The organism is Sphingorhabdus arenilitoris, assembly GCF_042651485.1.
In the GTDB taxonomy this organism is placed as follows: Bacteria; Pseudomonadota; Alphaproteobacteria; order Sphingomonadales; family Sphingomonadaceae; genus Sphingorhabdus_B; species Sphingorhabdus_B arenilitoris.
In genome coordinates this window covers 1,243,465-1,269,341 of record NZ_JBHSDH010000013.1, presented here as the reverse complement: position 1 = coordinate 1,269,341, position 25,877 = coordinate 1,243,465, and the positions used below count along the sequence as shown (strand labels likewise).

Here is a 25,877-nt window from a genome sequence, read left to right as displayed (position 1 = left end):
AGCGGCAATATCCTGTGGAATAAGCGCCAAATATGACGATTTCGACAAATGGCAAACGGCTTTTCATCGCGCGGCATGGGGAGACGGTCTATAATCTGGCGGGGCGGATGCAGGGCATGAACGCGCACACGCCGCTCACTTGGCAGGGCTGCGAGCAAGCGGCGAAAATGGGCGAGGCGCTGCGCAGTCACATCGCTGATCCTGATCAGCTGCAGCTGATATCATCACCCAGCGGACGGACGTTGCAGACATTGGCGCTGGTTGCCGCAGGCATCCACGCCGATTGGCACAGCCATAGCATTGATCCCCGGCTTCGTGAGATTGATGTCGGTGAATGGGAGGGGCATTATTATGCCGACCTATTTCCAGACATTAGCGAATTGATCGACATGGAGCATAAGCTGTTTAAGCAGGTCGCGCCGGGCGGAGAAGACTATCCAGCGGTTGAAGCGCGGCTGCGTGATTGGATCAGCGATCAGAGTTTTCGCCAGGATATGCTGATTATCAGCCACGGCATGACGGCGCGGGTGCTGCGTGCTTTATTGCTGGGATTGCCCATACTGACAGGCTTTGGAGCGCCCATCGCGCGCAGCTTGTCGCAAGGAACAATGGTTATGATATGCGATGGCCGCGAAGAAATCGTCATAAGCGGCGATGGCAGCGGGGAAAAAGCATGAACAGGGTGCAGCAGGGTGGGCCAAGGCAGCAAGGGGCAAAGCAATGGCCATTGCTTATTACCCTGACGATCGCTGCGGCAGTGATGGCGGCGCCTGCTGCTGCGCGGGACCGGCTGGGGATATATAATGGCTGGGCGGCATTTAAGGACGCGGAGACCCCGCGTTGCTATGCCATTGCCTCCCCCGAAGAACGGATTAGCGGTTCGACGCGTCCCGGCTATTTATCGATCGGATTTTGGCCCAAACGGGGCGTCACGCATCAGCTTTACGTCAGCTTGTCACGTGACCGTTCGGCCAATAGCGCCGTGACCTTGACCGCCGGCGGACGCCGGTTTCGGTTGCAGGGGACACAGACGGGCGGATGGGCAACCGACCGGCGCATGGATTTGGCCATTATTGCTGCCATCCGTTCGTCCGCTTCGCTGAGCGTGGAGAGTATTGGCCGCGATGGCCGGTCCATTGTCGATGCCTATAACTTGCGCGGGGCACCGAGTGCAATCGACGCCGCCGCACTGGGTTGCGCTGGGTAGCGAGGGACAGGCACGCGGCGAGCGGAATTATACTCCTGCCGTTGCTCTGATCCATCTGACGCGGCAGGGCTTGGCTCAACGAAAAAGCCCCGCCAATGATCGGCAGGGCTAATCCTTAATCTATCAGTTGCCTATCAGCGGCGCTGCCGGTTCAGCAGTGGCATTTTTTCCGTGCAGGTGCGGGCCGGCGTAGCCCTTTACCCTTCCGGCGCACGGGCGCGGTATACACATCTTCATATACCACTTCCTCGGTCGTCGTTGTGGTTGTGGTCGCCGTACCGGGGGTGACGGTAATTGTCGTCACGCTTGCCGGTTGCTGCGGATAATAATAGCCCTGCCATCCATAGGCGTAGGGTTGCTGAGGATAGCCTTGCGGGTAGGTTTGCTGCGGATAATAAGCGGGCGGCGCAGGGTAATATTGCGGACGCGCCTGTTGCTGCGGCAGATATTTTTTGCATTTATTGGTGGCTTTTTCAATGCCAGCGCCAGCAATAGCGCCGATACCGCCGCCGATCAGCGTCCCGGCGAGACGGTCACCGCGTCCTGCAATGCGGTTTCCGGCGATACCACCCAATATTGCGCCAATCGCGCCACCAGTTAGGCCTCGGCTTTTTAGGCATTGTTCATAGCGTTCATAGCCACCTGGAACCGAATAACCATCATCGGGATAGCCCCGGTTGACAGGGGCAGGATAAGCCTGCGGTGCGGGGTAAGGTGCGCCTGCGGAAGGCACCGGTGCGCCGCCGGTGCGGTATACAGGATCGCCAACGGCGGTCCCGCGATAGGTGCCTTCATAAACCTGACCTTCGTCATCGGTGTAGGTGCCGTCCCATTGACCCCGATAAGTGCGCTGTTCCTCATCAATATAGCGGCCTGTCCATTCACCTTCATAAGTGCCGGCATCGGTTGTGCCGCCGGCGCGCGGGTCATTGGCATCTTCACCCCAACTATAGACGCCATCATCGGCTTCGATAGCGGGGCCATAATCGGCTTGTTGATAACCATTTTGGGGCGCGTAATATCCTTGCTGCGGTGCCCAGTTCACATTGGGGACGCTATCATATACATAGCCGCGACTATTCATCAGCACGGCATCGTCATAATAACGCGACCAATAATATCCGTTCGATGGAGCGCGAAGGCCGTAAATGGCATAATTTTGCACGGAAAATCCCGGGTTTATCCAATAGCTCGGCAGGATGAAGCCGCGAAATGGCGCGCGGTAAGCCGCATATCCGCCCGGCGCTCGCATCCCGCCATGCCAGCGGCCATAGACTGGATTGTGCCCCATGCGGACGCCATGGCCACCGCGAACGCCATGGCCCATACGGACGCCATGCCCGCCGCGATTCTTGCCATTTGCGGCTAGGTCAACCGACGCCGCTGATTTGGTTTTGGGTGATGCCGAAAACGAGTCGGCGGCGTTGGCTGGTGCAATGACCAGCATCATGGCGCTTGTCGCAACGCCTGCAAAAATAAGCTTCTTCATGGTTAACGGCTCCCTAATCATCTGCCGCTCGCAGCCGGGCCCGGCGCAAGTGGTTAAAAAAGCATTAACATTTTTCTGTAAGAGAATCCAATTCGCTGATCGCAAAATGACCTGCATTTGCCGCTCTTGTCTCAAAATGAGGCAGTTTGCCGTTTTTTCTCCAGCTGAACCGGTGCCGAAACAGGTTTCAGTCTAAATTCGGCTTGATAAAAGCGCGGCTAACGCTTCGATACCCACCGCATCATCCGCGTCAAAGCGCGCGGGAACAGGGCTGTCGAGGTCGATGACGGCAACCACTTGTCCGCTGCGTACTACAGGAACAACCAATTCGGAACGGCTGTCCGCGTCGCAGGCAATATGCCCCGGAAATGCGTGAACATCATCGACGAGTTGCGTCTGTCCGCTTGCTGCAGCGGCCCCGCACACGCCCTTATCCAATGCGATACGGATGCAGGCGGCCTTGCCTTGAAACGGACCAAGTATCAGCTCGTCATTGCCTGCTGCATCACTACCCATGCGGTAAAATCCAGCCCAATTGAGATCGGGTAAAAACTGCCACAGCAGCGAAGAAATATTGGCCATGTTGGCCACGCCGTCTGGTTCGCCGCTGGTTAAGGCATCGGCGGCCTTCAAAAGTTCTGCATACAAAACGGATTTGGGTGCAGCCGCGTCGATATCAAAATTATACATGGTGAACGGTTTAGGCGGTGCCCCGGCACAGTCAAGCGGCGGTTCAATCAAGCGCTGGTTTACTGCGGTTCTTTTTGACCGTGCCGCGTCCTTTTTTGGTATCGACCCGCTTGCGTTTGGCCGCTTTGCTCGGTTTTGTCTTGACGCGTGGGGGTTGGCGTTCGTGGGCTTGGTCGATTAAGCGGATGACGCGCCGCCGCGCTTCTTCTCGGTTTGCTTCGCGGCTACGATGGCTACGTGCGGTGACGATCAATTCGCCGCCCAGCGTCATTTTGCTGCCCGCTATTACTTTCAAACGGCGATACGCATAAGGCGCAAGGCCCAGCGCAAATATATCCACCCGCAGTTGACAAGCAGTCGCAACCTTATTCACATTCTGCCCACCTGGCCCGGTGGAGGCGAGAAAGGTTTCTTCGATGGTATCTTCAGGCAGGATGAACGACATAATATTGCGGATCAAGCGCTATCAACCATAACCACTTCGGCGTCATCCAATGCGATTAATTGTAAATTCCCAGCAGATATTGCGACACCATCGCGTTCGCTCAATATGGTGTTTCCTATTGAAATCCTGCCTTTTGACACGACCAGATAGGCATGGCGGTCATCTTTAATAACATGATGGATGCTCTCACCTGCAGCCATTTTTGCGCCAAATACACGTGCATCGGCATTTATAGCGAGTGCCTTATCGTCGTCATAACCGCTGGCTAGAACGGTAAAACCACTGGCGTCTTTTGATAGAAACTCTTTTTGATCCCAATGTGGGCGCACATTTCGTTCGCGCGGCAAGATCCATATCTGGAAAAGGCGGCAGGATACATCTTCCAAGTTAAACTCGCTGTGTTGTACGCCGGTTCCTGCGCTCATCACCTGCACATCACCTGCTTTGGTGCGCCCTACATTTCCCATGCTGTCCCGGTGCGTGATCGCGCCTTCACGAACGTAAGTGATGATTTCCATGTTATCATGACTGTGCGGAGGGAAACCCGATTGAGCAGCGATGTCGTCGTCATTCCATACGCGTATATTGCCATGGCCCATGCGCTCAGGATCATAATATCCCGCGAAACTGAAATGATGATTGGCCTCAAGCCAACCATGATTAGCTTTGCCTAGCGAGGCAAAAGGCCGCACATCAATAGCTGCAGCTTTGGATGTTACAGAATTTGAACTCATTTATTTTGCCAAACATCAGCGGGGAAAAATAACCGCTGGAACGGTGAGAATGTGGGTTTCGGAATTGGATTTGACAAGTGGCAAGGCCATATCCGCCGGAAATTGAAGTTTTTTCAAATTTATTTTACCGTTCCATAATCTGCTCAAACCCGCAGAAACGAGTCGTTTCTTAACGATTTTGCCATTCGCGACTCGCCGGTTTTGCTACGTTAACGCGAAATTAACCTTTTAAGTTCATTTCCCTTATGGTTAATAAATACCAACGCCATTTTGATTTGGCCCACACGACAGGGCTAGGACGAAATGGGGTTGGGGGACGCAAATATAGCATGAGGGGTTTTACCAGATGCGAGTATTATTGATAGAAGACGAGCCAACGACCGCAAAAGCCATCGAAATGATGCTCGCGACAGAAGGCTTTAATGTCTACACGACCGATCTGGGCGAAGAAGGCCTCGATTTGGGTAAGCTGTATGATTATGACATCATCTTGCTAGACCTGAATTTGCCCGATATGCATGGCTATGATGTGCTCAAAAAGCTGCGCGTCGCCAAAGTGCAGACACCGGTTCTGATCTTGTCCGGCATTAGCGAGATGGACAGCAAAGTTCGCTCCTTTGGCTTTGGCGCTGACGATTATGTCACTAAACCATTCCACCGTGAAGAATTGGTCGCGCGCATCCACGCCGTTGTGCGCCGGTCAAAGGGCCATTCGCAGTCAGTGATCCGCACAGGCAAACTCTCGGTTAACCTGGATGCCAAAACTGTCGAAGTCGACGGTGCGCGTGTGCATTTGACGGGTAAAGAATATGCGATGCTGGAATTGCTCAGCCTTCGCAAGGGTACGACGCTCACCAAAGAGATGTTTTTGAACCATTTATATGGCGGAATGGATGAGCCAGAATTGAAAATTATCGACGTTTTCATCTGCAAGTTGCGTAAGAAACTCGCGCTGGCTTGCGGCGGTGAAAATTATATCGAAACCGTATGGGGCCGCGGCTATGTTCTGCGCGATATGGACAGCGATGAAGCGCCGCAACCTCAGGTGGCCTAAACAAGTTAATACACCCCGTAGTAACATAAAGGGCGGCGTTCGAGGAGAGCGCCGCCTTTTTTGTTGGGCTTACCTTCCTTGCATGACAAGGGTTTGAACGCTGGTAGTTTTATTCTCTGGGCGGCAAACCTGCGAAGGTCACGATGCTTTCGGCGCCCGATGCGCTGACCGCTGCAACGCCAGCGAAATAATCATCGACAATCACGCCCTCTAATTTCAGACTGGTCTGATCCGCGCTCACCATGCGGCTATCCTCCCAATCCCGCTGGTCGCTGCGCCGCCAATAGACTTTGTAACCCGCTGCACCCTCCACAGCTTGCCAGTTGACGATGGTGTCCGATGATACAGCGCCGCCTAATGATGCGCTGTCGGGAGCAGCCGGCGCTGCACCCAACTCTCGGATCGTCGCAATATTGAGCGCGGTTACCCGCGTCAGATAGTCGAAATCCATTTTGTCGACGGTATCGCCATATTCCAGACCATCTTCGCTGCGCAGGTCCTGATGCTGACCCACATAATTTTCCACGCCAACGGTGAAGCGCACAGCGGGAAAGCCCAATTCCAGCGCAGGCAGATGATCCCCGCCTCTGCGGAAACGGTCGGGGCGGCGTACGCCAAACACCTCCAACCGCAGATCGTCATTCCGTTCGGCTGCCCGCTCTGCTGCTCGCATTAACGCGCGGGACGGGCCGTCATCCTCTCCGCCGCTGCCGCGCCGGGCCATCATCGCGTCGATATCTTCCGAGGCCCTGATCCCCTCGCTAAAGACGCGGACGCGGTCGGCGACAACGCGGCCATCGGTGCCGACGCTGTTGCCCACTATGTCATTGTTCAACATGGCGGAGACTTTCCATCCGCGCTTCTTGGCGATTTCGGCCAGCAATGTGCCGCCCCAAAGCCCCTGTTCCTCTCCGGATAATAGGGCATACACGATGGTTGCCTCCATCTCTTCCCCTGCCAACACCCGCGCGGCCTCCATCACCAAGGCAGTGCCGCTGCCGTCGTCATTTGCGCCGGGGGCATCATCTGTAAAATTCATCGGATCGGTCACGCGGCTGTCAATATGGCCTGCGACGATGATCACATGGTCCCATCCCCTTTTGCCCATTTGCACAGCCAGAACATTGACTACATTGACGCCGTCGGGCGCGCGCGGGCCCGAAAAAACGCGTTCGATATTTTCGACCGTCAGGCACCCGCCGCAGCCTTTTGAAACGCTCTTAAATTCATCGGCCGCCCACCGCCGCGCCGCGCCAATACCGCGCGTGGGGTGATCTGGCGACGATAAGGTGTGACGGGTGCCAAAGCTAACCAGCTTTTCGACCGTGCTTTGCAAGGAAGCGGCGTCGGGGGAGGCTTTAGCACCAGCAGGGGGAGTGATAAATAATGCAGCTGCGCTAACAAATAGGGTAAGTTTTCTCATGCCCATAGGCTGCAACATGGGCGCGGCAGATGCAAGGATAAACCCGCTATGGGTTGGTGGCTTAGGCGGTTTCTTTCTTCGCTGACTTTTTGCCGCCCTTCTTCGCTTCGCCCGTCTGCAGATACCAACGCTCACCGCCTTCCAGCCCGATTGCGGTCAATTTTCCGCTGTCATAGGCTCCTGTATCTATGCCGATCCGGCTCCGGCTCTCATCGACATCTTTGGTGATGGTGTGGCCATAGACGACGACCTTTTCAAAATCGCCCTTGTGGTTCAAAAAGCTACCTCGGATCCAGCGCAAATCCGTTGCCTCCTGATCCTCGATTGCGACGCCGGGACGGATACCAGCATGAACAAATATATAGTCCCCAATCACTATCTGATCTTCAAAACTCGTCAGAAAATCGACATGTCTTTGCGGAATAATCTGAGGAAGTTTTTCAGCCAGTTCCTTCATATCCATTTTCAGATAGTCTTTGCGGCTGATCGGATAGGATAATATCGTGCTTTCGCCGCCGATACGGATAAAGAAGCGGACAATTTTCGGATCGCCGCTGTTCACTGCGTCCAGAAAAACTTCCTCATGATTGCCGGTCAAGAAACGGGTGTTGGGTTTCCAGTCCTTCAACGCCATCGCAGTATCGATTACTCCGGCGCTGTCGGGGCCTCGGTCGACCAAATCGCCGAGCATGATAATCTGCATGTCTGCGGGGCCGCGCGCATTGTCATCGTCCAAAATCTTCCGCAATAATTCCTTCAATAAATCATTTCGGCCATGCACATCGCCAATCGCATAAACGCGCCTTCCAACCGGAATTTGCGCCGCATCAATGGGGCGAGGCTTGGATTTCTGTTTGAACAGAGTTTTGAACATAGGCGGAGCATTTAAGCATTGGCGCTCAACATGGGAAGGGCCATTGCGTAAATTCGTCCATCAACCCGGCAGCTTGAATTATCCTTCGACGGCGAAGGTAAGCCCAGCCCGTTGCTGCAATTGATCGACCAACGGCTCACCCAGCGCCGATGCAGGCGTCCAAATGCCGCCTGGCGTATCGCTGGTCAGTAAAGCGATTCCGGTTTCCGCGATCATTTTGGATGTCGAGCCATAACCAGGGTCTTTATCACCTTTGACCGACAACATCGCCATTTGACCATCGGGATATTCGGCAACGAACAGGGCGTCATAAAAACCATTTTCGCGCTCTTCTTTACTCGGCCCTTCGCCCGGTTTCGGATCATTCGGCGTGCCCATGGTCGGGGTATTGGCGACATAATTGGCCGCTGCCTCCCCTTTTTCGCCGGGCCCCGTCAGCACCATTTCATCATAGACAAAATCGGTGCCATAAGGGTGGCCCATTAACGCGTTCGAACGGTGAACATTTTTGGTGTTGATCGGTGCCATGACAAATGGCGCACACCAGCTGTTCAGCTTTTCATCGAATAAAGGTTTATTGCCCGATGGTTGTGCGGGTCCTTCAAATCCGCCCGCAAGACTGAATGGGTTCGCCAGATAGGCGATGATATTTTTATCCTGCGCCGCCGCCGTCATTGTAGCTTTCAAACTGGCTGCGGTACCGCCCGAAAACGTGCCCTGCATTTTACGCATCCGGCCTTTGATCCGGGGGGCAGGCTTGCCAAATTTTTCGGTGCAATGTTTTTGCAGCATCATCACGCCAAGGTCGAATGGAATAGAATCAAAACCGGCGGAAAATACAATGCGTGCGCCCGATGCCTTGGCCGCGTCCAAATGCTCGTCAATTTTCTGACGCATCCACGCTGGTTCCCCCGATAAGTCGGTATAGTCGGTGCCGTTTTTCACGCAGGCGGCCAGCAGCTTGTTGCCATAAAGCTGATACGGGCCAACGGTGGTTATAATAACACGCGCGCGCTGAGTCATCGCGTCGAGCGAGGCTGGATCGCTGGCGTCGGCAACAACCAGCGGCGTATCGGCGGGCGCGCCAATTTCGTCGCGCACGGCCTCTAGTTTCTCTTGACTCCGTCCGGCCATCGCCCATTTCGGGGCGTCTGTGCGGCTGCAAAGATACTCAGCAACTAAGCGCCCGGTAAAGCCGGTTGCGCCATATACGATGATGTCAAATTCGCGGGGGGTCGTCGTCATATCTCTCTCCAATCGTTCCGATTCCTCTATCGTGTCAGCTATGGATTAAAGTTTGGGGAGAGTCACGCCCTGCTGACCCATATATTTTCCAGACCGGTCGGCATAGCTCACTTCGCAAGGCTCATTGCCTTTCAGGAAGAGGAATTGACACGCACCTTCGTTCGCATAAATTTTTGCGGGCAGGGGGGTGGTGTTACTGAATTCCAGCGTAACATGGCCTTCCCATTCGGGTTCCAATGGCGTGACATTGACGATGATGCCGCAGCGGGCATAGGTGGATTTACCCAAACAGATAACCAGCACATCGCGCGGTATGCGGAAATATTCCACCGTCCGGGCGAGCGCGAAGCTGTTGGGCGGGATGATACAGCAATCGGTTTTCCGATCGATGAAGCTATCGGGGTCAAAACGCTTTGGATCGACAACGCTGCTATTCACATTGGTGAATATCTTAAACTCGTCCGACACCCGTGCGTCATAGCCATAGGATGACAGGCCATAGCTGATACATCCTTCGCGCTTTTGTGCTTCCACAAAAGGTTCAATCATGCCGGCATGGCGGGCTTCGTTGCGGATCCATTTGTCGGATAATATCGGCATAAATTCTCGCTTATTTCAGGTTTGCCGGGCCAAAGGCGTGCGGCAATAATTCGGACAGCAGGTGCGTATCACAGCCGCCGTCATGGGCGCAATGCACCGGAATGTCATGCGCGGTAATATCGGCAACTTCTTTGATAATTTGACGGCATCTGCCGCACGGGGTTACTTTGTGAATGCCGACCTGACCCGCCGGACCGCCGACGATCGCAATATCGCGAATCTGATCCAATCGCCCCGCGCTGTTGGCATTCGCAATCGCCACGGTCTCGGCGCAAAGCGTCATGCCATAGCTTGCATTTTCGAAATTGGCGCCGGTGATGATGCTGCCATCGGATAATCGCAGCGCGGCGCCCACATGATAGCCGGAATAGGGGGCATAGGCATTTTGTGCCGCATCGCGTGCCGCCGCGATCAGCAAGGTTATATTCTCGCTCATTCGTGCACCACTGCCCAGCGAACGGGTCCGTCGAGGCCGTCAATGATCCGGCCACTATTGGCTGTCCACATCACCCATGGGCGGGCCGAATAATCCGGCAGGAACCAGTTGCTTTCCAACCAGACATTGCGGTCTATCGACTTACTGATTTGATATTCCTTTTCAAAATCCCGGTTGAGCAGTAGCACCGCCGGAACGCCGCTATGCACTTCTATTTGTCCCAAAAATGTTGCGAGTTCTGATAGGATCAGGCCCCGGTTAGGACGGCCGGTGCAGGTGTCGGAAAAGTCGAGCTGAACCGCAGGCGGCAGCGCGTTTTCCGAACGCGGCACGGTTGTGATGAATAGATTGGCTTGATCCGATGCCAGGCGGCAAATGTCGAAATGATGTAATGCGCCAAAACGAATTCCGGCTTCGCCCGCGCCTTTCATATTCGCCTGAAAGCTTTTATCCCGCTCCGCCGCGCCTTCCGTTGCGGTTAAATAGGCAAAATCGACACCAGTTGCCCCCAGCTGTGACCAATTGGGCGAACCATTTTCGGCGCTGACGACAATACCTTGAACGGCGTAGGTGTCGCGGGATGGAGCCCAGCTGCGCGCATAGCTCCAAAGCACAAATAGGCTAAGCAGCAATGCAACCGCGATCGCGATGATGCGGAAATTGATGTTAAATTTGCCGGCCATGGCCTGCGATATTCCCCTCTGATACGTATATTTCGGTGCCGCGAATCGCTATTGTTTTCTTGGCTTTTAGCCTTTGATATGCAGCACGCAAATCAGCGTGAACAACCGTCTCGCTGTGGGAAAGTCAACCTCTACTTTGCCATCGAGCCGGTCCATGAGCAATTCCGCTGCTTGATTATGAACGCCGCGCCGCGCCATGTCGATGGTTTCAATTTCGGCTGCGGTGGATTTACGGATCGCCTGATAATAACTGTCGCATATGGCAAAATAGTCGCGCACCGGCCGGCGAAACCGGCCTAGGCCCAATATTATCATTTCATGGGGTGTGCCGTCCTCGCGCCGGATATCGAGAATCAACCGGCCTTCCTCAACGCTTAGGTTCAGCGCATAGGGTCCGGCATAACCATCCTCCACAGGCCGCAGGGGCTTGAACATATTATCTTCGATCAAATCGAAAATCGCCACGCGCCGTTCCTGCTCAATATCGGCATTGCGCCACAATATTGTGGCCTCGTCCAATTCGACTTTGATGATCCGCGGGTCGCCCATATCCTTTTGTTAGCCGTTCAAATATTTGGGACAAGAGTTTATCTGGATTTTGTCCACAGAACTGCCCCCAGTTTATTTGAGATGAAGCTTGCGCCGGTGCGTTGATATGGGTGATAAGAGTTCATGGCCGAACCAATAAGACTTGCCGCCGCGAATGAAGGCGAACCTGTAAAATTGCCCCGTAACGTAGAGGCTGAAGCCGCCTTTTTGGGGGCAATCATGATCGACAACCGGATTATCGAGGATATTTCGATCAAGCTGCAACCGGAACATTTTTTCGAACCGCTGCATGGCCGGATTTATGATCAGATATTGCGTTTGATTGATCGCAATATGCTTGTGTCGCCGGTTACGCTCAAACCATTTTTTGAAAATGATGAGACGATGCAGGAGCTGGGCGGGCCGAGCTATTTGGTGAAGTTGACCGCCGACGGCGCCGGATTGTTAGGCGCGCGTGATTTCGCGCAGCAGATTTACGACTTGGCGTTGCTGCGCGAGCTTGTCTCTGTTGGCCGGACCTTGGTGGAAAATGCGCTCGATACAAGCGAAGCGGTGGATCCCAAGGGTCAAATTGAACAAGCCGAATCAGCGCTTTATAAAGTTGCCGAAGGCGAAGGGGAGAGCGGCGGCACCAAAAGCTTCCTCACTGCCTCTGCCGAAGCCATACGTAATGTTGAAAAAGCGTTGCAGTCGGGCGGGCATTTATCGGGCGTTACCACCGGTTTGAATAGTGTGAATAGCAAGGTTGGCGGCCTACATAACAGCGATCTTGTTATATTGGCCGGACGCCCGGGCATGGGCAAAACCTCATTGGTAACCAACATAGCTTTTAACGCGGCGCAGCGCTGGGTGCGTGAGGAGCAGGATCAAATACCCGAGGATAAACGCGTCGGAGCAAAGGTTGCTTTTTTCAGTCTGGAAATGTCCGCCGATCAGCTCGCTACCCGTATTTTGGCCGAGCAATCGGGGATCAGCAGCGAATTGCTGCGCATGGGTAAAATAAGCCGGGAGGATTTTCGCGAACTAAGCCGCGCCAGCCGGGAATTGCAGGAATTGCCGTTGTTCATCGACGATACGCCTGCGCTGTCGATCGCCGCATTACGGACCCGCGCCCGCCGGTTGCAACGCCAACGCGGCATCGGCCTTATCATCGTCGATTATCTGCAGCTATTGCAAGGCTCGGCGCGGGCCAATGATAACCGCGTGAACGAAATTTCGGAGATTAGCCGGGGTTTGAAAACACTGGCAAAAGAATTGGCCGTGCCGGTGATCGCGCTGTCGCAATTGTCGCGCGCGGTGGAGCAGCGCGATGACAAGCGGCCGATGTTATCGGATTTGCGCGAATCTGGATCGATCGAGCAGGATGCCGATATGGTTTGGTTCATTTATCGCGGCGATTATTATGAAGCGGCCAAAGAACCTGATCATAATGATGAAGCCGCCTATGCCGCTTGGCAGGAAACCATGTCGCGCATTCACGGTATATCGGAGCTGATCGTGGCCAAGCAGCGCCACGGTTCAACGGGTAAAGTCCGAATGAAATTCGAAGCAAAAATCACGCGGTTCAGTGACTTGGCAGAGGATCAATATTCCGATTATGAAGATTAAGGGCTGCCCCTAGGTCAGAACCAATCGTTGCGCGGTTACATAATATTGACACACGCGGCTTATAGACACTGGTAAATTTTCTCATTTACACCTATGTAAGTGACTAACCCCCGGTGATTATAGATTATGACAAACGCGCTTCCCCATTTCCATACGATCGGTATCAAGGCCGACGACATCGATTTTATGGGTCATGTCAACAATGCCCGCTATCTGACCTGGGTGCAGGAAGCGGTGTTGGCGCATTGGAATAAGCTCGCCCCGCCGGAGACTGCGGCCAAATATCTGTGGGTCGCGTTGAAGCATGAGATCACTTACCGCAAACCGGCGTTTCTCGATGATGATGTGATCGCCACCGTGGTGCTCGAAAAAGTGCAAGGCGCGCGCTCTTTCTATGAAACGGTTATCAAACGCGGCGAAGAAGTGCTCGCCGAGGTAAAGTCCAGCTGGTGCTGCATTGATGCAGAGACACTGCGCCCGGCACGCATTGCCAAAGATGTGCAGGATTATTTTTTCGGCAAATCGTCCTAAGCGCTTAACCCTAAAACACCGGATCGTTCGCGCCATTGTCGTCGGCGTCTGGCACTGATGTGTGGATACCGCATTCGGTTTTGTCCCAACCTTTCCAGCGGCCTGAACGCGGATCTTCGCCCGGTGCAACTTTGCTGGTGCACGGGCTGCAGCCGATGGAGGGAAAGCCCTCTACAACTAACGGATGGGGCGGCAGGTTATGTTCGGCGATATAGGCCTCAATATCGTCCTTACTCCAATCGATCAGCGGATTGACCTTTAACCGGCCTTCGGCAATTTCAAAGCGCGGCAGGTTGGACCGTGTTTCCGCCTGAAACGCCTTTCGTCCGCTAAATTGAGCATCAAAGGGTGCAAGCGCTGTTTTGAGCGGCAATACCTTGCGGATATCGCAGCAGCCATCGGGGTCATAGGACCAGCGTAGACCGCTTTCATCCTTTTCGGCCAATAACGCCGGGTCAGGCCGGATATTGCGCATATCGGTCAAGCCAATGCGTTCGACCAGCAAATCACGATAGGCCAGCGTTTCGGGAAAATGTTTTCCGGTATCCAAAAATATCACAGGAATAGACGGATTGATGCTGCCGATCAGGTGCAGCAATACCGCACTCTCGGCGCCAAAGCTGGATACAATGGCGCTATCGCCCAGCATATCATCGGCAAAAAGCGCGGCCAGCATCTCGGACGTATCACGCCCGCGAAACATATGGTTCAGCCGCACGGCATCGGACGGCACATAGCGAGGGCCGGTATCAATCCGGTCTTTTGCCCGCAATGCTTCACCCATGCCGCAATTTCCAGATTGCGGTGACATCATCGGCTGCGCCTTGATACGCATGGTCATAATTGGCCAGCGCCCGTTCGACGGCGGCAGGGTCCAGCGATCCTTCGGGCGCGAAACTGTCAAAGCCGCAGCGGCGCATGAATGCGATTTGATCGACCAGCACGTCGCCTTGCGCGCGTAGCTCGCCTGTATATCCTGCCTCTCGCAATATCCGTCCGCTGCTATAACCGCGCCCGTCGCGGAAACTGGGGAAAGCGACTTCGATAAGCGACAGCCGTTCCAAATGCGGAATCAACTTGCGGGCATCATCATCGGGTTCAAGTCGCACCGCGGTCGCATTGCTTTGATCCAGAAAGGCATCAAGCGTGACCGATGGCTGTTCGGTGACTTCATCATCGCGGTAACGAAACTCAACCATAAATTGCCTCCTTAAATGGATCGAGGCCCACGCGGCGATAGGTATCGAGGAAGCGTTCATCGCCTTCTCGCAGGGCCCGGTATACTTCGGTAGCTTTTTCAACAGCATCGACAATGCCGTCTTCGTCAAATCCGGGGCCAATGATCTTACCAATCGACACGTCTTCTGCGCCTGACCCGCCAAATGTCAGCTGATAATTTTCCACGCCTTTGCGGTCGACGCCCAATATCCCGATATGTCCGGCATGATGGTGTCCGCACGCGTTGATACAGCCAGAAATTTTCAGCTTCAATTCACCAAGGTCACGTTGCCGGTCCATATCGGCAAAGCGAGTGGCGATTTTCTGAGCCACAGGGATCGAACGGGCGTTGGCCAAGCTGCAATAATCGAGGCCCGGGCAGGCGATAATGTCGCTGATTAAATCCAAATTGGCATCGGCCAATTCTGCATCGCGCAAAGCAGTCCACACCGCATATAGGTCGCGTTTGGCGACATGGGGCAGGACGATATTCTGGGCGTGCGTCACGCGCAGCTCGTCAAAGCTATATTGCTTGGCCAATTGTGCCATCACATCAATCTGGTCCGCGCTGGCATCACCCGGAATGCCGCCAATCGGCTTCAAGCTGATATTGACGATCGCATAGCCAGCTTGTTTGTGCGGCTTTACATTCTGATCGAGCCAGAGGGCAAAATCAGGATCGCTGCGGTCTAGCTCAGCACCGGCATCACCTGCATAAGGCGGCGGCGCGAAATAGGCGCTAATCCGGTCAAATTCTGCAAGCGGCGGGTCAATGCCCAAAGTTTTAACATGAGCAAATTCCTCTTCCACCTGCGCGCGATAGGCATCTTCGCCAATTTCATGGACCAGGATTTTGATGCGGGCTTTGTACATATTGTCGCGGCGGCCATAGCGGTTATAGACGCGCAAGCAGGCCTCAATATAGCTCAGCAGGTCTTCGGCTTTCACAAAGGGATTGATCTCTGGCGCGATCATCGGTGTGCGGCCCATGCCGCCGCCCACGAATACGCGCGCGCCCAATTCGCCGTCCTTTTTGACCAGTTCCAATCCAATATCATGCAACCGCATAGCGGCGCGGTCCTCGGGGCTGGCGATCACCGCGATTTTGAACTTGCGCGGCAGATAGCTGAATTCCGGATGGAATGTGGACCATTGCCGCAATAGCTCCGCCCATGGACGCGGGTCGGCCACTTCATCGGCAGCAGCGCCTGCATATTGGTCGGACGAAATATTACGGATGCAATTGCCGCTGGTCTGGATGGCGTGCATTTCGACGCTGGCCAATTCTTCCAAAAGGTCCGGGCATTCTTCCAGTTTTATCCAGTTATATTGGATATTCTGCCGCGTTGTAAAATGGCCATAGCCGCGGTCATATTTGCGCGCGATATGCGCCAGCATATGCATTTGGCGGCTGTCCATCGTGCCATAAGGAATGGCAACGCGCAGCATATAGGCGTGCAGTTGCAGATATAAGCCATTCATAAGTCGTAGCGGCTTAAACTGATCTTCGGTGATTTCGCCGGCCAAGCGCCGTTTCACCTGATCGCGAAACTCGGTGACGCGGGCATCAACCATCGCTTGGTCATAATTATCATATTTATACATATTATATCACCCAGTCTCCGGCGAGCGGATCGGCCGGTTTTAATGTAAGGTCGGGACGCACCGTGGGACCAAGGGCGCGAACGCGGTCCTTGATATGGGCGGGGCGGGGGCCCTCATCTGTTTCAACGGCATCGATGATATAGGGGGCATTAACGCGGCGCGCGCCCTCCTCGGCATGTAAAACAGCCTCGCCATGTTCGCCGACATCGACGGCATCCTCGACATGGACCGACCAACCATTACCGGTCCACCATGTCACAGCGCCCGATTTCAAATCATTTCCGGTCAGCAGCTTCATTGCATCAACTCCGTTTCCTGGGCGAGCGCGAATAATCTGTCTTGCGCGTCCGATTTCAATACGACATCGCCGACAATGATAATCGCCGGGCTGCCCACTTTTTCCCTTACAATCATGTCGCCAAGGTCGGTAAGAAGGGTGCGGATCGCCCTTGCGCCCTGACGCGTGCCGCGCTCCAGTACGGCGACCGGCATATCGGGGGAAACTCCATCAGCGATCAATTTTTCGGTAATATCAGTTGCAGTCGCGACCCCCATGTAAATAACCAGCGTGCGGCCTTTTCCAGCAAGCCCGGACCAGTCCTGATCGGTCAGGCCTTTGCACTGGCCCGCGACAAAGCTCACTGCGCTAGCGGCATCACGGTGGGTAAGCGGCAGCATGGCTTCAGCGGCGCAGCCAAGCGCGGCTGACACGCCTGGAATGACTTCGACGGCAATATAAGCTTCGCGGCAGGCCTCTGCCTCTTCACCGCCACGGCCAAAGATGAACGGATCGCCGCCTTTTAAGCGAACGACAATGTTGCCCGCTTTTGCCTCTCGCACCAAAATGTCATTAATTCCCTCTTGCGGGACACTATGCTTGCTGCGTTGTTTGGCGACCGAGATAAAACGCGCGTCGGCATTGCACATGGCAATAACCGCATCATCGACCAGCCCATCATGCACAATGACGTCGGCGGCGGCGATTAACCTAGCGGCTTTTAATGTCAGCAATTCGGGATCACCGGGGCCAGCGCCCACTAAATAAACTTTACCCTTTTCCATCACCGGTATATGCACCAGCCCGCACGTTTGCTCAATTCAGGAATATTTGGGCAAGGGCAAGAATTGCTTTATCGCTGCGGTGTAACCATGCGAAACGGTAAGGTTCGTGACCCTAGTTATAGTCCACGGTTACGGAAAATGTGCCCGTGTAAATCCCGCCCGGTTGATTGGCGCCGACGCTCAAACGTCCGCCCACCACAAAGCCGAATGTCCGATCTGGCCGAGTGAGGCGGATATTTTGGCTATTCCCATTTTGGATGATGGTCGTGCCGAGCGTGGTATCCGGTCCAAACGTAAAGTTATTCAGCCGCATTTGCGGCCCCGGTCCGGTCAAGAAAATTTGATTGGGCAGGGTGATGCGCGCGCGGCCAAACCCGCCCGTCGCCGGACCGTTGGGATCACCTTCACCAGCAAAGCGGGCCGGGTGGTAATCGGTCCCCACCAGCACGACCGGCCCCGTCGAGCTGCGCGTTCCGTTAACATTGATCGTAACTGTCCCAGCGGTCGGGCCCGGTAATATCCGTCCCAAGTCTAAATCAGCCAGCTTCACCAATGTCAAAGGACGGACAATCGCGGTTTTGGTGGTTCCAGGCGCATTTGCAGCAATAGCATTTGCCGGGCATAGCAATAGCACGCCAGCAATCATGCTGGCCGCTATGCCGTTTCGGCGAAACCGGGCTGGATCAAATATGTGCACCAAACAGCCATGCACCCGCAGCCATAAAGGAGGCGTGAATGCGCGTGGTTAACAGATATTAGAATATCCGCCCGAAAGGTGGCTACAGATAGTCGGCGGTGACGGTAAATGTGCCGCTATAAGTGCCGCCCGGCTGACCAGCGCCCACCGCCAAATCAGCACCGACGACAAAGCCGTATACGCCGCTGGGATCCAGCAAAACGATATTGCCGCCGACGCCCAATGGCAAATAGGTCCCCGGGACGCTATTATCGGGCCCAAATTGGAAATTGTTCATCAACATATTGGGGCCAGGCCCGGTTAAATTGGTGCTGGGATCAATGCTGATTATAACCAGCTGTCCCAGGCTCCCTTGACCAGCAAAACGTGCGACCTGATGATTGGCACCGATCAGGCTGACATTGCCCCCGCTTGACCGGGAACCGTTTACATTCAAGGTAACAACATCTGCCGACACACCGGGAATAATCGTACCCATGTTCAGATCATCACGCTTAATCAGCGTCAATGGTTGCACTATGGCAGCTTCGCCATTGGCAGATTCGGTTGCAGCATAGGCTGCATTGGTTGGTCCGAGCATGGCGGCGTAAGCGGCGATGCTTGCGATAGCGAGCTTTGAGCTCTTTAAGTTTATTGTCCCCATAACGGAGCAAATGAAGTTAAACTTGTAACTTCATGTGAACGGCAATGGTTAAATACGCATTTGCCATATTTGCCCCTCTACCGTTACTTGCCTGATTGCGCACCGCTGTATGCTTCGCTATCGCGGTGGGATGACCGAACAGCACGCTATATCCATCCAAAATGTTTCCAAAATCTATCAAGGCGGTAAGCAAGCTTTGGATGATGTGAGCTTTGATGTTCCACAAGGGTCGATATTTGGCCTGCTTGGTCCCAATGGCGCGGGCAAATCAACCTTGATCAATATATTGTCGGGCATGGTGATGAAAAGCAGCGGCAGCGCCAGCATTTGGGGCTTTGACCTTGATGCCGATATCCGCAACGCAAAGGCAAATATCGGCATTGTCCCGCAGGAAATTATGTTCGATCCGTTTTTCACCCCTTTTGAAGCGTTGGAATTGCAAGCGGGATTATACGGCGTGCCAAAATCGAAAAGGCGGTCAATGGAGTTGCTGCGCGCGATGCGTTTGGAGGATAAGGCGGATGCTTATGCGCGGACACTATCGGGGGGTATGAAGCGGCGGCTCCTGATTGCAAAAGCGATGGTCCATTCACCGCCGGTTATTGTTCTCGATGAACCCACGGCTGGCGTCGATATTGAATTGCGTCAGCAGCTTTGGGAATATGTGGTTCAGTTGAACAAGAACGGCACCACGGTCGTGTTGACCACCCATTATCTGGAGGAGGCGGAGCAGCTTTGTGATGAGATTGCGATTATCAATCATGGCAAGTTGATCGCGAAAAAGCCCACAAAAGAGCTGATCGGCATGGCACGGGAAAAAGCAGTGGTGCTCACGGTTGATAAGGAATTGACCGCCGCGCCAATGCATGAAGCCTTTGAAAAATCGGAACTGATTTCTGATCATGTCGTGGCGATCACTTATAACAAAGACCGGATGAATGCGGGCGAAGTGCTCGCCGCCGTGCAGGCCATGGGCCTTGCGATTGTCGATGTCACGACGAAAGAGGCTGATTTGGAAGATGTGTTCCTGACCTTAACGAGTGGAGCGTCGGAATGATTTATGACGTCATCATCGTCGGCTCCGGCGCGGCAGGGCTGACCGCAGCAATTAGCCTTGCCGAAAAGCATAAGGTGCTGGTGCTGGCTAAGGGCGATTTGCGCTCCGGCTCCACCGCTTGGGCGCAGGGCGGCATTGCGGCCGTACTCGATGCCGGTGACACATTCGACAACCATATTGATGATACGATGGTCGCAGGCGCAGGGTTGAACCGGCGCGAGACGGTGGAGTTTGTGGTTGAGAATGCCCCCGCCGCGATTGAACGGCTGGTGAAAATGGGTGTGCCCTTCAACAAGGATAAGGACGCGCTGCACCTGACGCGCGAAGGCGGGCATAGCCACCGGCGCATCGTCCATGTCGACGATGCCACAGGATGGGCGGTGCAGGCCGCGCTGCTCAAAACGGCGGAGGAAAACCCGAACATCACGCTGATGCCGCGCCGCGCCGCGGTTGACCTGATAACGGGACGGCATGAGCAGCGTTTTTCGGGGTCAGGCCGCGTTTGGGGCGTATATGCTCTTGATGAAGATAGCGGCAAGGTGGAGGCCTATACCGGCCGCGCGACGATCCTAGCCACCGGCGGTGCCGGGCGGGTTTACCTGTTCAGCACCGCGCCGCGCGGGGCGACCGGCGACGGCATTGCCATGGCATGGCGGGCAGGCGCGCGGGTTTCCAATATGGAAATGATGCAGTTTCATCCCACTTGCCTGTATAATCTGGAAGTCAAAAATTTCCTGATTACCGAAGCGGTGCGCGGAGAGGGCGGCCATTTGAAGCTGCCGCCGGGGGTGCCGGGCGGCGGAGAGCGGTATATGCCCCGCTTTGACCCGCGAGAGGAACTTGCCCCGCGTGATATTGTCGCCCGCGCCAATGACCATGAGATTAAGCGGCTTGGCCTGGATTATGTCCATCTGGATATCAGCCACAAAGACCCCGATTTTGTGAAGGGGCATTTCCCCAACATTTACGAAAAGCTGATGGGCTTAGGCATCGACATGACCAAAGAGCCCATTCCGGTTGTCCCGGCGCAGCATTATACCTGCGGCGGGGTGCTGATTGACTTGGCGGGGCGCACCGACCTTCCCGGGCTATATGCGGCGGGCGAAGTGAGCGAAAGCGGCCTGCATGGCGCGAACCGGCTGGCATCGAACAGCTTGCTGGAATGTTTTGTGTTCGGCGATGCGGCTGCGCGCGACATCATGGCGCGCTGGGATGAATTTGACGCGCCGCCCGCCATCCGCCCGTGGGATGAAAGCCGCGTGACCGACAGCGATGAAGAGGTGGTGATTAAGCAAAATTGGACGGAAATCCGCCGCTTCATGTGGAATTATGTTGGTATTGTTCGCACGACGAAAAGGTTGGAACGGGCCGCCCACCGCATTCGGTTGCTGAATGAAGAGGTCGCCGATTATTACGGCCATTTCCGCGTCACTACTGATTTAATTGAGCTGCGCAACTTGCTGCAAACATCGGAGCTGATCGTGCGCAGCGCGCTTGCTCGTCATGAAAGCCGAGGATTGCATTATAATACTGACTATCCGGATTTGGCCGCAGAAGCGGTAGATACCGTGTTGGTGCCCTAGTTACCCTAATTCCAGCCGTCCAATATCTGATCTGGCGGGCGATGCCCATCGGCCCAGATGCGGATATTTGCAATGACCCGTTCCCCCGACGCCTCGCGCCCTTCAAATGTTGCGCTGCCCATATGCGGCAGCAGGATGACATTGCTGAGTTCCAACAGGCGGGGGTCGACGGCTGGTTCATGGGTATAGACGTCCAGCCCCGCTCCCGCAATGCGCCCGTGCTGCAATGCTGCGATCAATGCCGCTTCATCGACCAATTCGCCGCGCGAGCTGTTGATCAAATAGGCTTCTGGTTTCATCATCGCGATCCGCTCTGCGCTGATCAATCCATCGGTTTCGGCGGTTAGCGGACAGTGGAGCGACAAAAAGTCGCATTTTGCCACAAGCCGGTCCAGATCGGGTTCGAATACGACGCCAAGCTGATCCTCAACGCTTTGCGGTAGGCGCTTTCGTTTGGTGTAGATAATATCCATGCCGAATGCGCGTGCCCGCGCCGCCACAGCCTCCCCAATCCTGCCAAAGCCGACAATGCCCAATGTCTTGCCGCCGATCCGGTGGCCCAGCATCCCCGATGGCTTCCATCCATCCCATTGGCCGCTGCGCATTAACTTCTCACCTTCGCCCAAACGGCGCGGGACCGATAGGATCAGCGCCATGGTCAAATCGGCGGTGTCGTCGGTGAAGACCCCGGGCGTATTGGTCACCATGATGCCCTTTGCCTTCGCCGCATGCAGGTCGATATGATTCACGCCCGCACCATAATTGGCGATCAGTTTCAGCCTGTCGGGCGCGGCGGCGATCAATGCTGCATCGATCTGATCGGTAACGGTAGGGACCAGAACATCACAATCCGCCATCGCTGCCAATAATTGCGCGCGGTCCATTGGGCGGTCATCAACATTCAGCCGCGCATCAAATAATTCCGTCATGCGCTTTTCCACGGCAGGCAACAGTTTTCGCGTGACAATAATATGCGGGCGTTCAATGCGGTGATTTGGGCTCATACCCATGGGTTAAGGCGCTTCCCACTGCGCCGTCAAGTCATGACACTTGAACTGTCGGTAAAGCTTACACTATAAGAAGGCGGAACGGGGTAAAAATGGCTTTCAATATGATGAAAAACAATGTGAAATTGTCGGTATATTTGGCGGCATTTTGCGCTGCGGCAATGTCGCCTTTATCGGCGCAATCCAATAATAAGCTTCCTTACTGGGCGTCGCTCGACGAACCGGAGGCGCGGATGCGAACCGGGCCTAGCACCGAATTTCCCGTCAAATGGGTCTATAAGCGTAAGGATTTGCCGCTTAAGGTGGTAGACCGTCACAGCGTTTGGCGCAAAGTAGAGGATCCCGACGGCGATCAAGGCTGGATGCATGTCCGCTTATTAAGCCCGACCCGGACAGCGATTGTGATCGGCAGCAGTAATGGCGCTCTGCGTGATGCCCCGTCGCCCACTGCGCGTATTGCATGGCGCGTTGAACCCGGCGTGGTGGGCCGGATTGATGATTGCCAAAAAGGATGGTGCCGCTTTGATACTTCTGGACGGGCAGGCTATATTGAGGCCGAACAAATTTATGGCGACGAAACACCATAAACCGCCATTTTGTAAAAAATCACCTGTGCACAGATGCTTACGGATTGATCGGTAAAATCGATCATTGATACCATGGTAAGTCATTGGGCGCTTTCGTTTCGCTAAGCTATCCATCGCGATGTCGCTGGAGCGGCGTTGACTATCCCTATCCCCCGATAAAGGCCTGCTCCGGCGATATAGGCAAAACCCCATCTTTTTCGGGGATAATGCAAATTGTAACCTTCACATTTGTTCGGCCGAATGATCATATGATCGGCAAAGCGCAAAATGCGCTGCGGCCGGCAGAGCCCGTGAGTGGGTCGCGGGTGGGCCGCGAGGTGTTTGCGCCTCGCGGCCTTTCCTGTATTCCCCAATAATGTCAGAAGCCGGACCGATCATTATTACCGCCGCCATGGGCGATGCCGATCAAGGCTGGGCCAACGGTCTGCGCAAAAAATATTTCCCCCCGGAACGCAATTTTTTGGATGCACATATTACGCTTTTCCATCATTTGCCGCCCGGACATTTGCGCGAGATAAAGTCGCGCCTGTCAGTTATGGCGGCGCATTATCCGCCGCCAACGTCTTGGTTGTCGGATGTGATGCTTCTTGGCCGCGGCGTCGCTTACCGGGTGGAAAGCGATGAATTAATGGCGATGCGTGAGGAGCTTGCCGACGGATTTCGCGGGCTGTTAATCCCTCAGGATCAGGGCAGGCCGCGGTTTCATATTACCGTGCAAAATAAGGTGGAGCCCGCAGAGGCAAAGCGGCTACACCAACAATTGCTGCACGAATTTGAACCGAGACAAATATATATAAAGGGCCTTTCGGCATTTCATTATCGCGGCGGACCATGGGAAGCGATTGGCAGTTGGTCTTTTCGCGGATGATGCTCTTGACCGCAGCATAAGGGCCGCTTATAGGCCCGCTTGCTTCGGGGCATTGTTCTCGATTCCGATTTGGTATGGCGAAGTAGCTCAGCTGGTTAGAGCGGTGGAATCATAATCCATAGGTCGGGGGTTCAAGTCCCTCCTTCGCTACCAATTTCTTCCAATATTTTCGATAATAGCAATTTTTTGTCGGCATCGCTCGCAAAGCTGTGTGACGTGCTGTCGGTGGCGGACAGGCGGATATTTTCTTTCCCGCGCGCGGCGTTGAACACATCGCTGTTCCATGCGCCCATAAATGCCATGGCGGTTGTATCGCGTTTGGCGATCAACAGGTGCACTGGCACATCGCTTTGCGAAAATTGCGCCGCAATCTGTATAGCTAGGCCGGTTGGCTGATCCTTTTTCGCCGCCTTCATCAGGCCGCCAACCAATTTTTTCAGGTCTATTTTTCCGGTGAACAGGTCAATCAGGCTGCGCGGATTTTTGATCCTGTCCCAATAACGCGCGCGGATTGCAGCGGCGCTGGGTTTGGTCGGCGTGTCGGCCGCTTCGCCATCGTCTTGTTGTTCTTCTTCGATCACCCATGGATTTGCTAGGATTAATCCGTCTAGCTGGCCGTCATGGAATAGCGCCAATGCGCTGGCTGCGTCGCAATTGCCAAAGGCGATGATCCGGTCCAGTGCGGGCGCTTCGCGGCGAAAGGCGGCGATGGCGGCGGCGATATCGGCCCTGCTGTCCATGAACCCACTATTGCTGCCTTCGCTATCGCCAATGCCGCGCCGGTCATAGCGCAGCACCGGATGGCCCAATGCCGCGACTTGTGCCGCCAACTGCGCCTGTCCGCCATGCGCGCCGCAGCGTATTTCATTGCCGCCGCTGACGATCAGCAGCCCAATATCGCCGGGGGCCTCGTCCAGCGTGCCGGTCAGCAGATGACCTTCACACATAAAGCCGATCATCCGGCGCATGATGCGCTCCATAAATTCAGATTTTGGGCCAGTGATTCTGCCATTTGCGGATCATCCTGCGGCTCCGCGCGCAGCCAAAGCGCGCTTCCGGTAACGCCGCCGCCGCCTAAATTACACAATGCCAGATGGGGCAGGGCTCTGGCCTCTGCCGCCTCCAATGACTGCAGCATGGCCGCGCCAAACCGGTGCCCAGCCAGCTCAATCGGCGCCCCGCGTGCCGCCGCCAATAATTGCTCAGCGCTGGTCACGATCCCCGCTTCTTTATCGCCGGCGATGCGCGCACGGATCATGGTTTTCAGCAGCGATGCACCTTTGGCCGGGGATAGCCGCCAATGGGGCAAGTCTTGTGCGCCATCGTCGATCAAGCATCCACCGCGCAGCGATGCGATATGGGTAATGGCAAGCTGTTCGGCAGCGGACAGCATCGCGCGGCGCCATGTGGACAGGTCTTGATTCGATAGATCAGCCTGACTTTCATTACATCCCGGCAGATCGGGCAGAAAAACCTGTAAGTCGTCATTGCCAAGGCGGCGCATTGCCGACACGATAACGCGCCGCATACGGTTCATTTCGTCAAACAATGGCGGGATGATCAATATGCGGCGGGCTGCATCCTGATCGCCTATCGCAAGGCAATATTCGCCGCAGCCGCCGAAGTCATAGCTGATATGGCGCAGCGTTGCCGTCAAGCCGCCCGCTTTGCCTCGGCAAATTGGGTCAAGCTGCCAAAGGTTTCAAATAGCTCGGCATCGACATCTTCGTCAGCAATCAAGATACCCAGCCGGTCTTCCATTTCGGTAAGCAAGCCCGCGACGGCCATCGAATCGAGCTCCGGCAATGCACCGAACAATTCGGTTTCAGCGGTCATCTCGCCCACTTGTTCAGCAGACAGCCCGAGCAGGTCAGACAATATGGACCGTAATATCTGATCGGTTGACTGATCACCTACGCCCGCCTCATCGGCGCCGGTAATGCCGATAGGATCACCTTGTTCGGTTACGGCCTTTGTCATGT

The 25,877-nt window shown here is 55.0% G+C and carries 31 protein-coding genes and 1 tRNA gene; 10 read left to right on the top strand and 22 right to left on the bottom strand.

The genetic code is table 11. The annotated features are described in order from the left end of the window. Positions 1-32: 32 nt before the first annotated feature. Both ACFOWX_RS10260 and ACFOWX_RS10255 read left to right on the top strand, forming a co-directional pair. Complete coding sequence (locus ACFOWX_RS10260) at positions 33-677, top strand: histidine phosphatase family protein (protein ID WP_381423777.1); 645 nt, start codon at positions 33-35, stop codon at positions 675-677. Then, positions 674-1,207: a hypothetical protein gene (locus ACFOWX_RS10255; RefSeq protein ID WP_381423776.1), complete on the top strand. Its 534-nt coding sequence runs from the start codon at positions 674-676 to the stop codon at positions 1,205-1,207. The genes ACFOWX_RS10260 and ACFOWX_RS10255 overlap by 4 nt, the downstream gene beginning before the upstream one ends. 151 nt (positions 1,208-1,358) lie before the next feature. Here ACFOWX_RS10255 and ACFOWX_RS10250 read toward each other — a convergent pair whose 3' ends face one another. The 4 genes from ACFOWX_RS10250 to ACFOWX_RS10235 form a co-directional block, all read right to left on the bottom strand. Beyond that, positions 1,359-2,696: an RcnB family protein gene (locus tag ACFOWX_RS10250; protein WP_381423775.1), complete on the bottom strand. Its 1,338-nt coding sequence runs from the start codon at positions 2,694-2,696 to the stop codon at positions 1,359-1,361. Positions 2,697-2,888: 192 nt separating this feature from the next. Continuing rightward, positions 2,889-3,386 carry a GAF domain-containing protein gene (locus tag ACFOWX_RS10245; RefSeq protein WP_381423773.1) on the bottom strand — a complete coding sequence of 166 codons (498 nt, stop codon included), beginning with the start codon at positions 3,384-3,386 and terminating at the stop codon, positions 2,889-2,891. A 43-nt stretch (positions 3,387-3,429) separates the two neighbouring features. Further along, positions 3,430-3,831, bottom strand: a complete 402-nt coding sequence (gene arfB, locus ACFOWX_RS10240; protein ID WP_381425005.1) for an alternative ribosome rescue aminoacyl-tRNA hydrolase ArfB — start codon at positions 3,829-3,831, stop codon at positions 3,430-3,432. An 11-nt stretch (positions 3,832-3,842) separates the two neighbouring features. Continuing rightward, the gene (locus ACFOWX_RS10235; protein WP_381423771.1) at positions 3,843-4,565 is read right to left on the bottom strand and encodes a pirin family protein; all 723 of its coding nucleotides are present in this window, start codon (positions 4,563-4,565) and stop codon (positions 3,843-3,845) included. Positions 4,566-4,911: 346 nt separating this feature from the next. Here ACFOWX_RS10235 and ctrA point away from each other — a divergent pair, with 346 nt between their 5' ends. After that, entirely contained in the window at positions 4,912-5,619 is a 708-nt protein-coding gene (gene ctrA, locus ACFOWX_RS10230; protein WP_381423769.1) for a response regulator transcription factor CtrA, read from the top strand. Between the two features lie 109 nt (positions 5,620-5,728). Here ctrA and ACFOWX_RS10225 read toward each other — a convergent pair whose 3' ends face one another. From ACFOWX_RS10225 to ACFOWX_RS10195, 7 genes are all read right to left on the bottom strand, one after another. Then, positions 5,729-7,042 (bottom strand): M28 family metallopeptidase, encoded by a 1,314-nt coding sequence (locus tag ACFOWX_RS10225; protein ID WP_381423767.1) that lies wholly within the window; start codon positions 7,040-7,042, stop codon positions 5,729-5,731. Positions 7,043-7,103: 61 nt separating this feature from the next. Beyond that, on the bottom strand, positions 7,104-7,916 hold the full coding sequence (locus tag ACFOWX_RS10220) for a metallophosphoesterase family protein (RefSeq protein ID WP_381423765.1): 813 nt from the start codon (positions 7,914-7,916) through the stop codon (positions 7,104-7,106). 78 nt (positions 7,917-7,994) lie between these two features. Next, entirely contained in the window at positions 7,995-9,161 is a 1,167-nt protein-coding gene (locus ACFOWX_RS10215) for a saccharopine dehydrogenase family protein (RefSeq protein WP_381423763.1), read from the bottom strand. A 45-nt stretch (positions 9,162-9,206) separates the two neighbouring features. Beyond that, a complete protein-coding gene (gene dcd, locus ACFOWX_RS10210; RefSeq protein ID WP_381423761.1) occupies positions 9,207-9,761 on the bottom strand; it encodes a dCTP deaminase in 555 nt (184 codons plus the stop codon). 10 nt (positions 9,762-9,771) lie between these two features. Next, positions 9,772-10,197 carry a cytidine deaminase gene (locus ACFOWX_RS10205; RefSeq protein ID WP_381423760.1) on the bottom strand — a complete coding sequence of 142 codons (426 nt, stop codon included), beginning with the start codon at positions 10,195-10,197 and terminating at the stop codon, positions 9,772-9,774. Continuing rightward, positions 10,194-10,880 carry a GH25 family lysozyme gene (locus ACFOWX_RS10200; RefSeq protein ID WP_381423758.1) on the bottom strand — a complete coding sequence of 229 codons (687 nt, stop codon included), beginning with the start codon at positions 10,878-10,880 and terminating at the stop codon, positions 10,194-10,196. Before ACFOWX_RS10200 ends, ACFOWX_RS10205 begins: the two co-directional genes overlap by 4 nt. A 66-nt stretch (positions 10,881-10,946) precedes the next feature. Further along, positions 10,947-11,429, bottom strand: coding sequence for a UPF0262 family protein (locus ACFOWX_RS10195; protein WP_381423756.1), 483 nt, complete (start codon positions 11,427-11,429; stop codon positions 10,947-10,949). Positions 11,430-11,552: 123 nt separating this feature from the next. On the opposite strand from ACFOWX_RS10195, the gene ACFOWX_RS10190 reads away from it, so the two are divergent. After that, positions 11,553-13,037, top strand: a complete 1,485-nt coding sequence (locus ACFOWX_RS10190; protein WP_381423754.1) for a replicative DNA helicase — start codon at positions 11,553-11,555, stop codon at positions 13,035-13,037. Between the two features lie 126 nt (positions 13,038-13,163). Then, positions 13,164-13,568: an acyl-CoA thioesterase gene (locus ACFOWX_RS10185; RefSeq protein ID WP_381423752.1), complete on the top strand. Its 405-nt coding sequence runs from the start codon at positions 13,164-13,166 to the stop codon at positions 13,566-13,568. A 10-nt stretch (positions 13,569-13,578) separates the two neighbouring features. Here ACFOWX_RS10185 and ACFOWX_RS10180 read toward each other — a convergent pair whose 3' ends face one another. The 7 genes from ACFOWX_RS10180 to ACFOWX_RS10150 form a co-directional block, all read right to left on the bottom strand. Continuing rightward, positions 13,579-14,352 carry a phosphoadenylyl-sulfate reductase gene (locus ACFOWX_RS10180; RefSeq protein ID WP_381425003.1) on the bottom strand — a complete coding sequence of 258 codons (774 nt, stop codon included), beginning with the start codon at positions 14,350-14,352 and terminating at the stop codon, positions 13,579-13,581. Next, the gene (locus ACFOWX_RS10175) at positions 14,345-14,767 is read right to left on the bottom strand and encodes a DUF934 domain-containing protein (protein ID WP_381423750.1); all 423 of its coding nucleotides are present in this window, start codon (positions 14,765-14,767) and stop codon (positions 14,345-14,347) included. The genes ACFOWX_RS10180 and ACFOWX_RS10175 overlap by 8 nt, the downstream gene beginning before the upstream one ends. Then, complete coding sequence (locus tag ACFOWX_RS10170; RefSeq protein ID WP_381423749.1) at positions 14,760-16,391, bottom strand: nitrite/sulfite reductase; 1,632 nt, start codon at positions 16,389-16,391, stop codon at positions 14,760-14,762. The genes ACFOWX_RS10175 and ACFOWX_RS10170 overlap by 8 nt, the downstream gene beginning before the upstream one ends. Before the next feature lies 1 nt (position 16,392). Next, positions 16,393-16,689, bottom strand: coding sequence for a DUF2849 domain-containing protein (locus ACFOWX_RS10165; RefSeq protein WP_381423747.1), 297 nt, complete (start codon positions 16,687-16,689; stop codon positions 16,393-16,395). Continuing rightward, complete coding sequence (cobA, locus tag ACFOWX_RS10160; protein WP_381423745.1) at positions 16,686-17,453, bottom strand: uroporphyrinogen-III C-methyltransferase; 768 nt, start codon at positions 17,451-17,453, stop codon at positions 16,686-16,688. The genes ACFOWX_RS10165 and cobA overlap by 4 nt, the downstream gene beginning before the upstream one ends. A 112-nt stretch (positions 17,454-17,565) precedes the next feature. After that, entirely contained in the window at positions 17,566-18,099 is a 534-nt protein-coding gene (locus ACFOWX_RS10155; RefSeq protein ID WP_381423743.1) for a DUF4402 domain-containing protein, read from the bottom strand. A 133-nt stretch (positions 18,100-18,232) separates the two neighbouring features. Further along, positions 18,233-18,793: a DUF4402 domain-containing protein gene (locus ACFOWX_RS10150; RefSeq protein WP_381423741.1), complete on the bottom strand. Its 561-nt coding sequence runs from the start codon at positions 18,791-18,793 to the stop codon at positions 18,233-18,235. Between the two features lie 130 nt (positions 18,794-18,923). Here ACFOWX_RS10150 and ACFOWX_RS10145 point away from each other — a divergent pair, with 130 nt between their 5' ends. Both ACFOWX_RS10145 and nadB read left to right on the top strand, forming a co-directional pair. Next, complete coding sequence (locus ACFOWX_RS10145; RefSeq protein WP_381423739.1) at positions 18,924-19,850, top strand: ABC transporter ATP-binding protein; 927 nt, start codon at positions 18,924-18,926, stop codon at positions 19,848-19,850. Continuing rightward, the gene (nadB, locus tag ACFOWX_RS10140; protein WP_381423738.1) at positions 19,847-21,433 is read left to right on the top strand and encodes an L-aspartate oxidase; all 1,587 of its coding nucleotides are present in this window, start codon (positions 19,847-19,849) and stop codon (positions 21,431-21,433) included. The genes ACFOWX_RS10145 and nadB overlap by 4 nt, the downstream gene beginning before the upstream one ends. A gap of 5 nt (positions 21,434-21,438) precedes the next feature. Here nadB and ACFOWX_RS10135 read toward each other — a convergent pair whose 3' ends face one another. Next, positions 21,439-22,362, bottom strand: coding sequence for a 2-hydroxyacid dehydrogenase (locus ACFOWX_RS10135; protein ID WP_381423736.1), 924 nt, complete (start codon positions 22,360-22,362; stop codon positions 21,439-21,441). 182 nt (positions 22,363-22,544) lie between these two features. Here ACFOWX_RS10135 and ACFOWX_RS10130 point away from each other — a divergent pair, with 182 nt between their 5' ends. The 3 genes from ACFOWX_RS10130 (at position 22,545) to ACFOWX_RS10120 (ending at position 24,048) form a co-directional block, all read left to right on the top strand. Next, entirely contained in the window at positions 22,545-23,027 is a 483-nt protein-coding gene (locus ACFOWX_RS10130; protein WP_381423734.1) for an SH3 domain-containing protein, read from the top strand. 355 nt (positions 23,028-23,382) lie between these two features. Next, positions 23,383-23,895, top strand: a complete 513-nt coding sequence (locus tag ACFOWX_RS10125) for a 2'-5' RNA ligase family protein (RefSeq protein ID WP_381423732.1) — start codon at positions 23,383-23,385, stop codon at positions 23,893-23,895. A 76-nt stretch (positions 23,896-23,971) separates the two neighbouring features. Continuing rightward, positions 23,972-24,048: transfer RNA gene (locus ACFOWX_RS10120), tRNA-Met, on the top strand. Here the strand turns inward: ACFOWX_RS10120 and ACFOWX_RS10115 are convergent. From ACFOWX_RS10115 to ACFOWX_RS10105, 3 genes are read right to left on the bottom strand one after another with little or no spacing between them, the layout of a single operon-like run. Further along, positions 24,027-24,863 (bottom strand): hydrolase 1, exosortase A system-associated, encoded by an 837-nt coding sequence (locus tag ACFOWX_RS10115; protein ID WP_381423730.1) that lies wholly within the window; start codon positions 24,861-24,863, stop codon positions 24,027-24,029. The genes ACFOWX_RS10120 and ACFOWX_RS10115 overlap by 22 nt on opposite strands. After that, on the bottom strand, positions 24,851-25,552 hold the full coding sequence (locus tag ACFOWX_RS10110; RefSeq protein WP_381423728.1) for a hypothetical protein: 702 nt from the start codon (positions 25,550-25,552) through the stop codon (positions 24,851-24,853). Before ACFOWX_RS10110 ends, ACFOWX_RS10115 begins: the two co-directional genes overlap by 13 nt. Further along, entirely contained in the window at positions 25,549-25,875 is a 327-nt protein-coding gene (locus ACFOWX_RS10105; RefSeq protein WP_381423726.1) for an acyl carrier protein, read from the bottom strand. The genes ACFOWX_RS10110 and ACFOWX_RS10105 overlap by 4 nt, the downstream gene beginning before the upstream one ends. Between the last annotated feature and the right edge of the window lie 2 nt (positions 25,876-25,877).

Excerpts from the sequence above, each read along its gene's own strand:
- ACFOWX_RS10260 (WP_381423777.1), top strand. The coding sequence starts at position 33 with ATGACGATTTCGACAAATGGCAAACGGCTTTTCATCGCGCGGCATGGG.
- ACFOWX_RS10255 (WP_381423776.1), top strand. The coding sequence starts at position 674 with ATGAACAGGGTGCAGCAGGGTGGGCCAAGGCAGCAAGGGGCAAAGCAA.
- ACFOWX_RS10250 (WP_381423775.1), bottom strand. The coding sequence starts at position 2,696 with ATGAAGAAGCTTATTTTTGCAGGCGTTGCGACAAGCGCCATGATGCTG.
- ACFOWX_RS10245 (WP_381423773.1), bottom strand. The coding sequence starts at position 3,386 with ATGTATAATTTTGATATCGACGCGGCTGCACCCAAATCCGTTTTGTAT.
- arfB (WP_381425005.1), bottom strand. The coding sequence starts at position 3,831 with ATGTCGTTCATCCTGCCTGAAGATACCATCGAAGAAACCTTTCTCGCC.
- ACFOWX_RS10235 (WP_381423771.1), bottom strand. The coding sequence starts at position 4,565 with ATGAGTTCAAATTCTGTAACATCCAAAGCTGCAGCTATTGATGTGCGG.
- ctrA (WP_381423769.1), top strand. The coding sequence starts at position 4,912 with ATGCGAGTATTATTGATAGAAGACGAGCCAACGACCGCAAAAGCCATC.
- ACFOWX_RS10225 (WP_381423767.1), bottom strand. The coding sequence starts at position 7,042 with ATGAGAAAACTTACCCTATTTGTTAGCGCAGCTGCATTATTTATCACT.
- ACFOWX_RS10220 (WP_381423765.1), bottom strand. The coding sequence starts at position 7,916 with ATGTTCAAAACTCTGTTCAAACAGAAATCCAAGCCTCGCCCCATTGAT.
- ACFOWX_RS10215 (WP_381423763.1), bottom strand. The coding sequence starts at position 9,161 with ATGACGACGACCCCCCGCGAATTTGACATCATCGTATATGGCGCAACC.
- dcd (WP_381423761.1), bottom strand. The coding sequence starts at position 9,761 with ATGCCGATATTATCCGACAAATGGATCCGCAACGAAGCCCGCCATGCC.
- ACFOWX_RS10205 (WP_381423760.1), bottom strand. The coding sequence starts at position 10,197 with ATGAGCGAGAATATAACCTTGCTGATCGCGGCGGCACGCGATGCGGCA.
- ACFOWX_RS10200 (WP_381423758.1), bottom strand. The coding sequence starts at position 10,880 with ATGGCCGGCAAATTTAACATCAATTTCCGCATCATCGCGATCGCGGTT.
- ACFOWX_RS10195 (WP_381423756.1), bottom strand. The coding sequence starts at position 11,429 with ATGGGCGACCCGCGGATCATCAAAGTCGAATTGGACGAGGCCACAATA.
- ACFOWX_RS10190 (WP_381423754.1), top strand. The coding sequence starts at position 11,553 with ATGGCCGAACCAATAAGACTTGCCGCCGCGAATGAAGGCGAACCTGTA.
- ACFOWX_RS10185 (WP_381423752.1), top strand. The coding sequence starts at position 13,164 with ATGACAAACGCGCTTCCCCATTTCCATACGATCGGTATCAAGGCCGAC.
- ACFOWX_RS10180 (WP_381425003.1), bottom strand. The coding sequence starts at position 14,352 with ATGGGTGAAGCATTGCGGGCAAAAGACCGGATTGATACCGGCCCTCGC.
- ACFOWX_RS10175 (WP_381423750.1), bottom strand. The coding sequence starts at position 14,767 with ATGGTTGAGTTTCGTTACCGCGATGATGAAGTCACCGAACAGCCATCG.
- ACFOWX_RS10170 (WP_381423749.1), bottom strand. The coding sequence starts at position 16,391 with ATGTATAAATATGATAATTATGACCAAGCGATGGTTGATGCCCGCGTC.
- ACFOWX_RS10165 (WP_381423747.1), bottom strand. The coding sequence starts at position 16,689 with ATGAAGCTGCTGACCGGAAATGATTTGAAATCGGGCGCTGTGACATGG.
- cobA (WP_381423745.1), bottom strand. The coding sequence starts at position 17,453 with ATGGAAAAGGGTAAAGTTTATTTAGTGGGCGCTGGCCCCGGTGATCCC.
- ACFOWX_RS10155 (WP_381423743.1), bottom strand. The coding sequence starts at position 18,099 with ATGATTGCTGGCGTGCTATTGCTATGCCCGGCAAATGCTATTGCTGCA.
- ACFOWX_RS10150 (WP_381423741.1), bottom strand. The coding sequence starts at position 18,793 with ATGGGGACAATAAACTTAAAGAGCTCAAAGCTCGCTATCGCAAGCATC.
- ACFOWX_RS10145 (WP_381423739.1), top strand. The coding sequence starts at position 18,924 with ATGACCGAACAGCACGCTATATCCATCCAAAATGTTTCCAAAATCTAT.
- nadB (WP_381423738.1), top strand. The coding sequence starts at position 19,847 with ATGATTTATGACGTCATCATCGTCGGCTCCGGCGCGGCAGGGCTGACC.
- ACFOWX_RS10135 (WP_381423736.1), bottom strand. The coding sequence starts at position 22,362 with ATGACGGAATTATTTGATGCGCGGCTGAATGTTGATGACCGCCCAATG.
- ACFOWX_RS10130 (WP_381423734.1), top strand. The coding sequence starts at position 22,545 with ATGATGAAAAACAATGTGAAATTGTCGGTATATTTGGCGGCATTTTGC.
- ACFOWX_RS10125 (WP_381423732.1), top strand. The coding sequence starts at position 23,383 with ATGTCAGAAGCCGGACCGATCATTATTACCGCCGCCATGGGCGATGCC.
- ACFOWX_RS10115 (WP_381423730.1), bottom strand. The coding sequence starts at position 24,863 with ATGCGCCGGATGATCGGCTTTATGTGTGAAGGTCATCTGCTGACCGGC.
- ACFOWX_RS10105 (WP_381423726.1), bottom strand. The coding sequence starts at position 25,875 with ATGACAAAGGCCGTAACCGAACAAGGTGATCCTATCGGCATTACCGGC.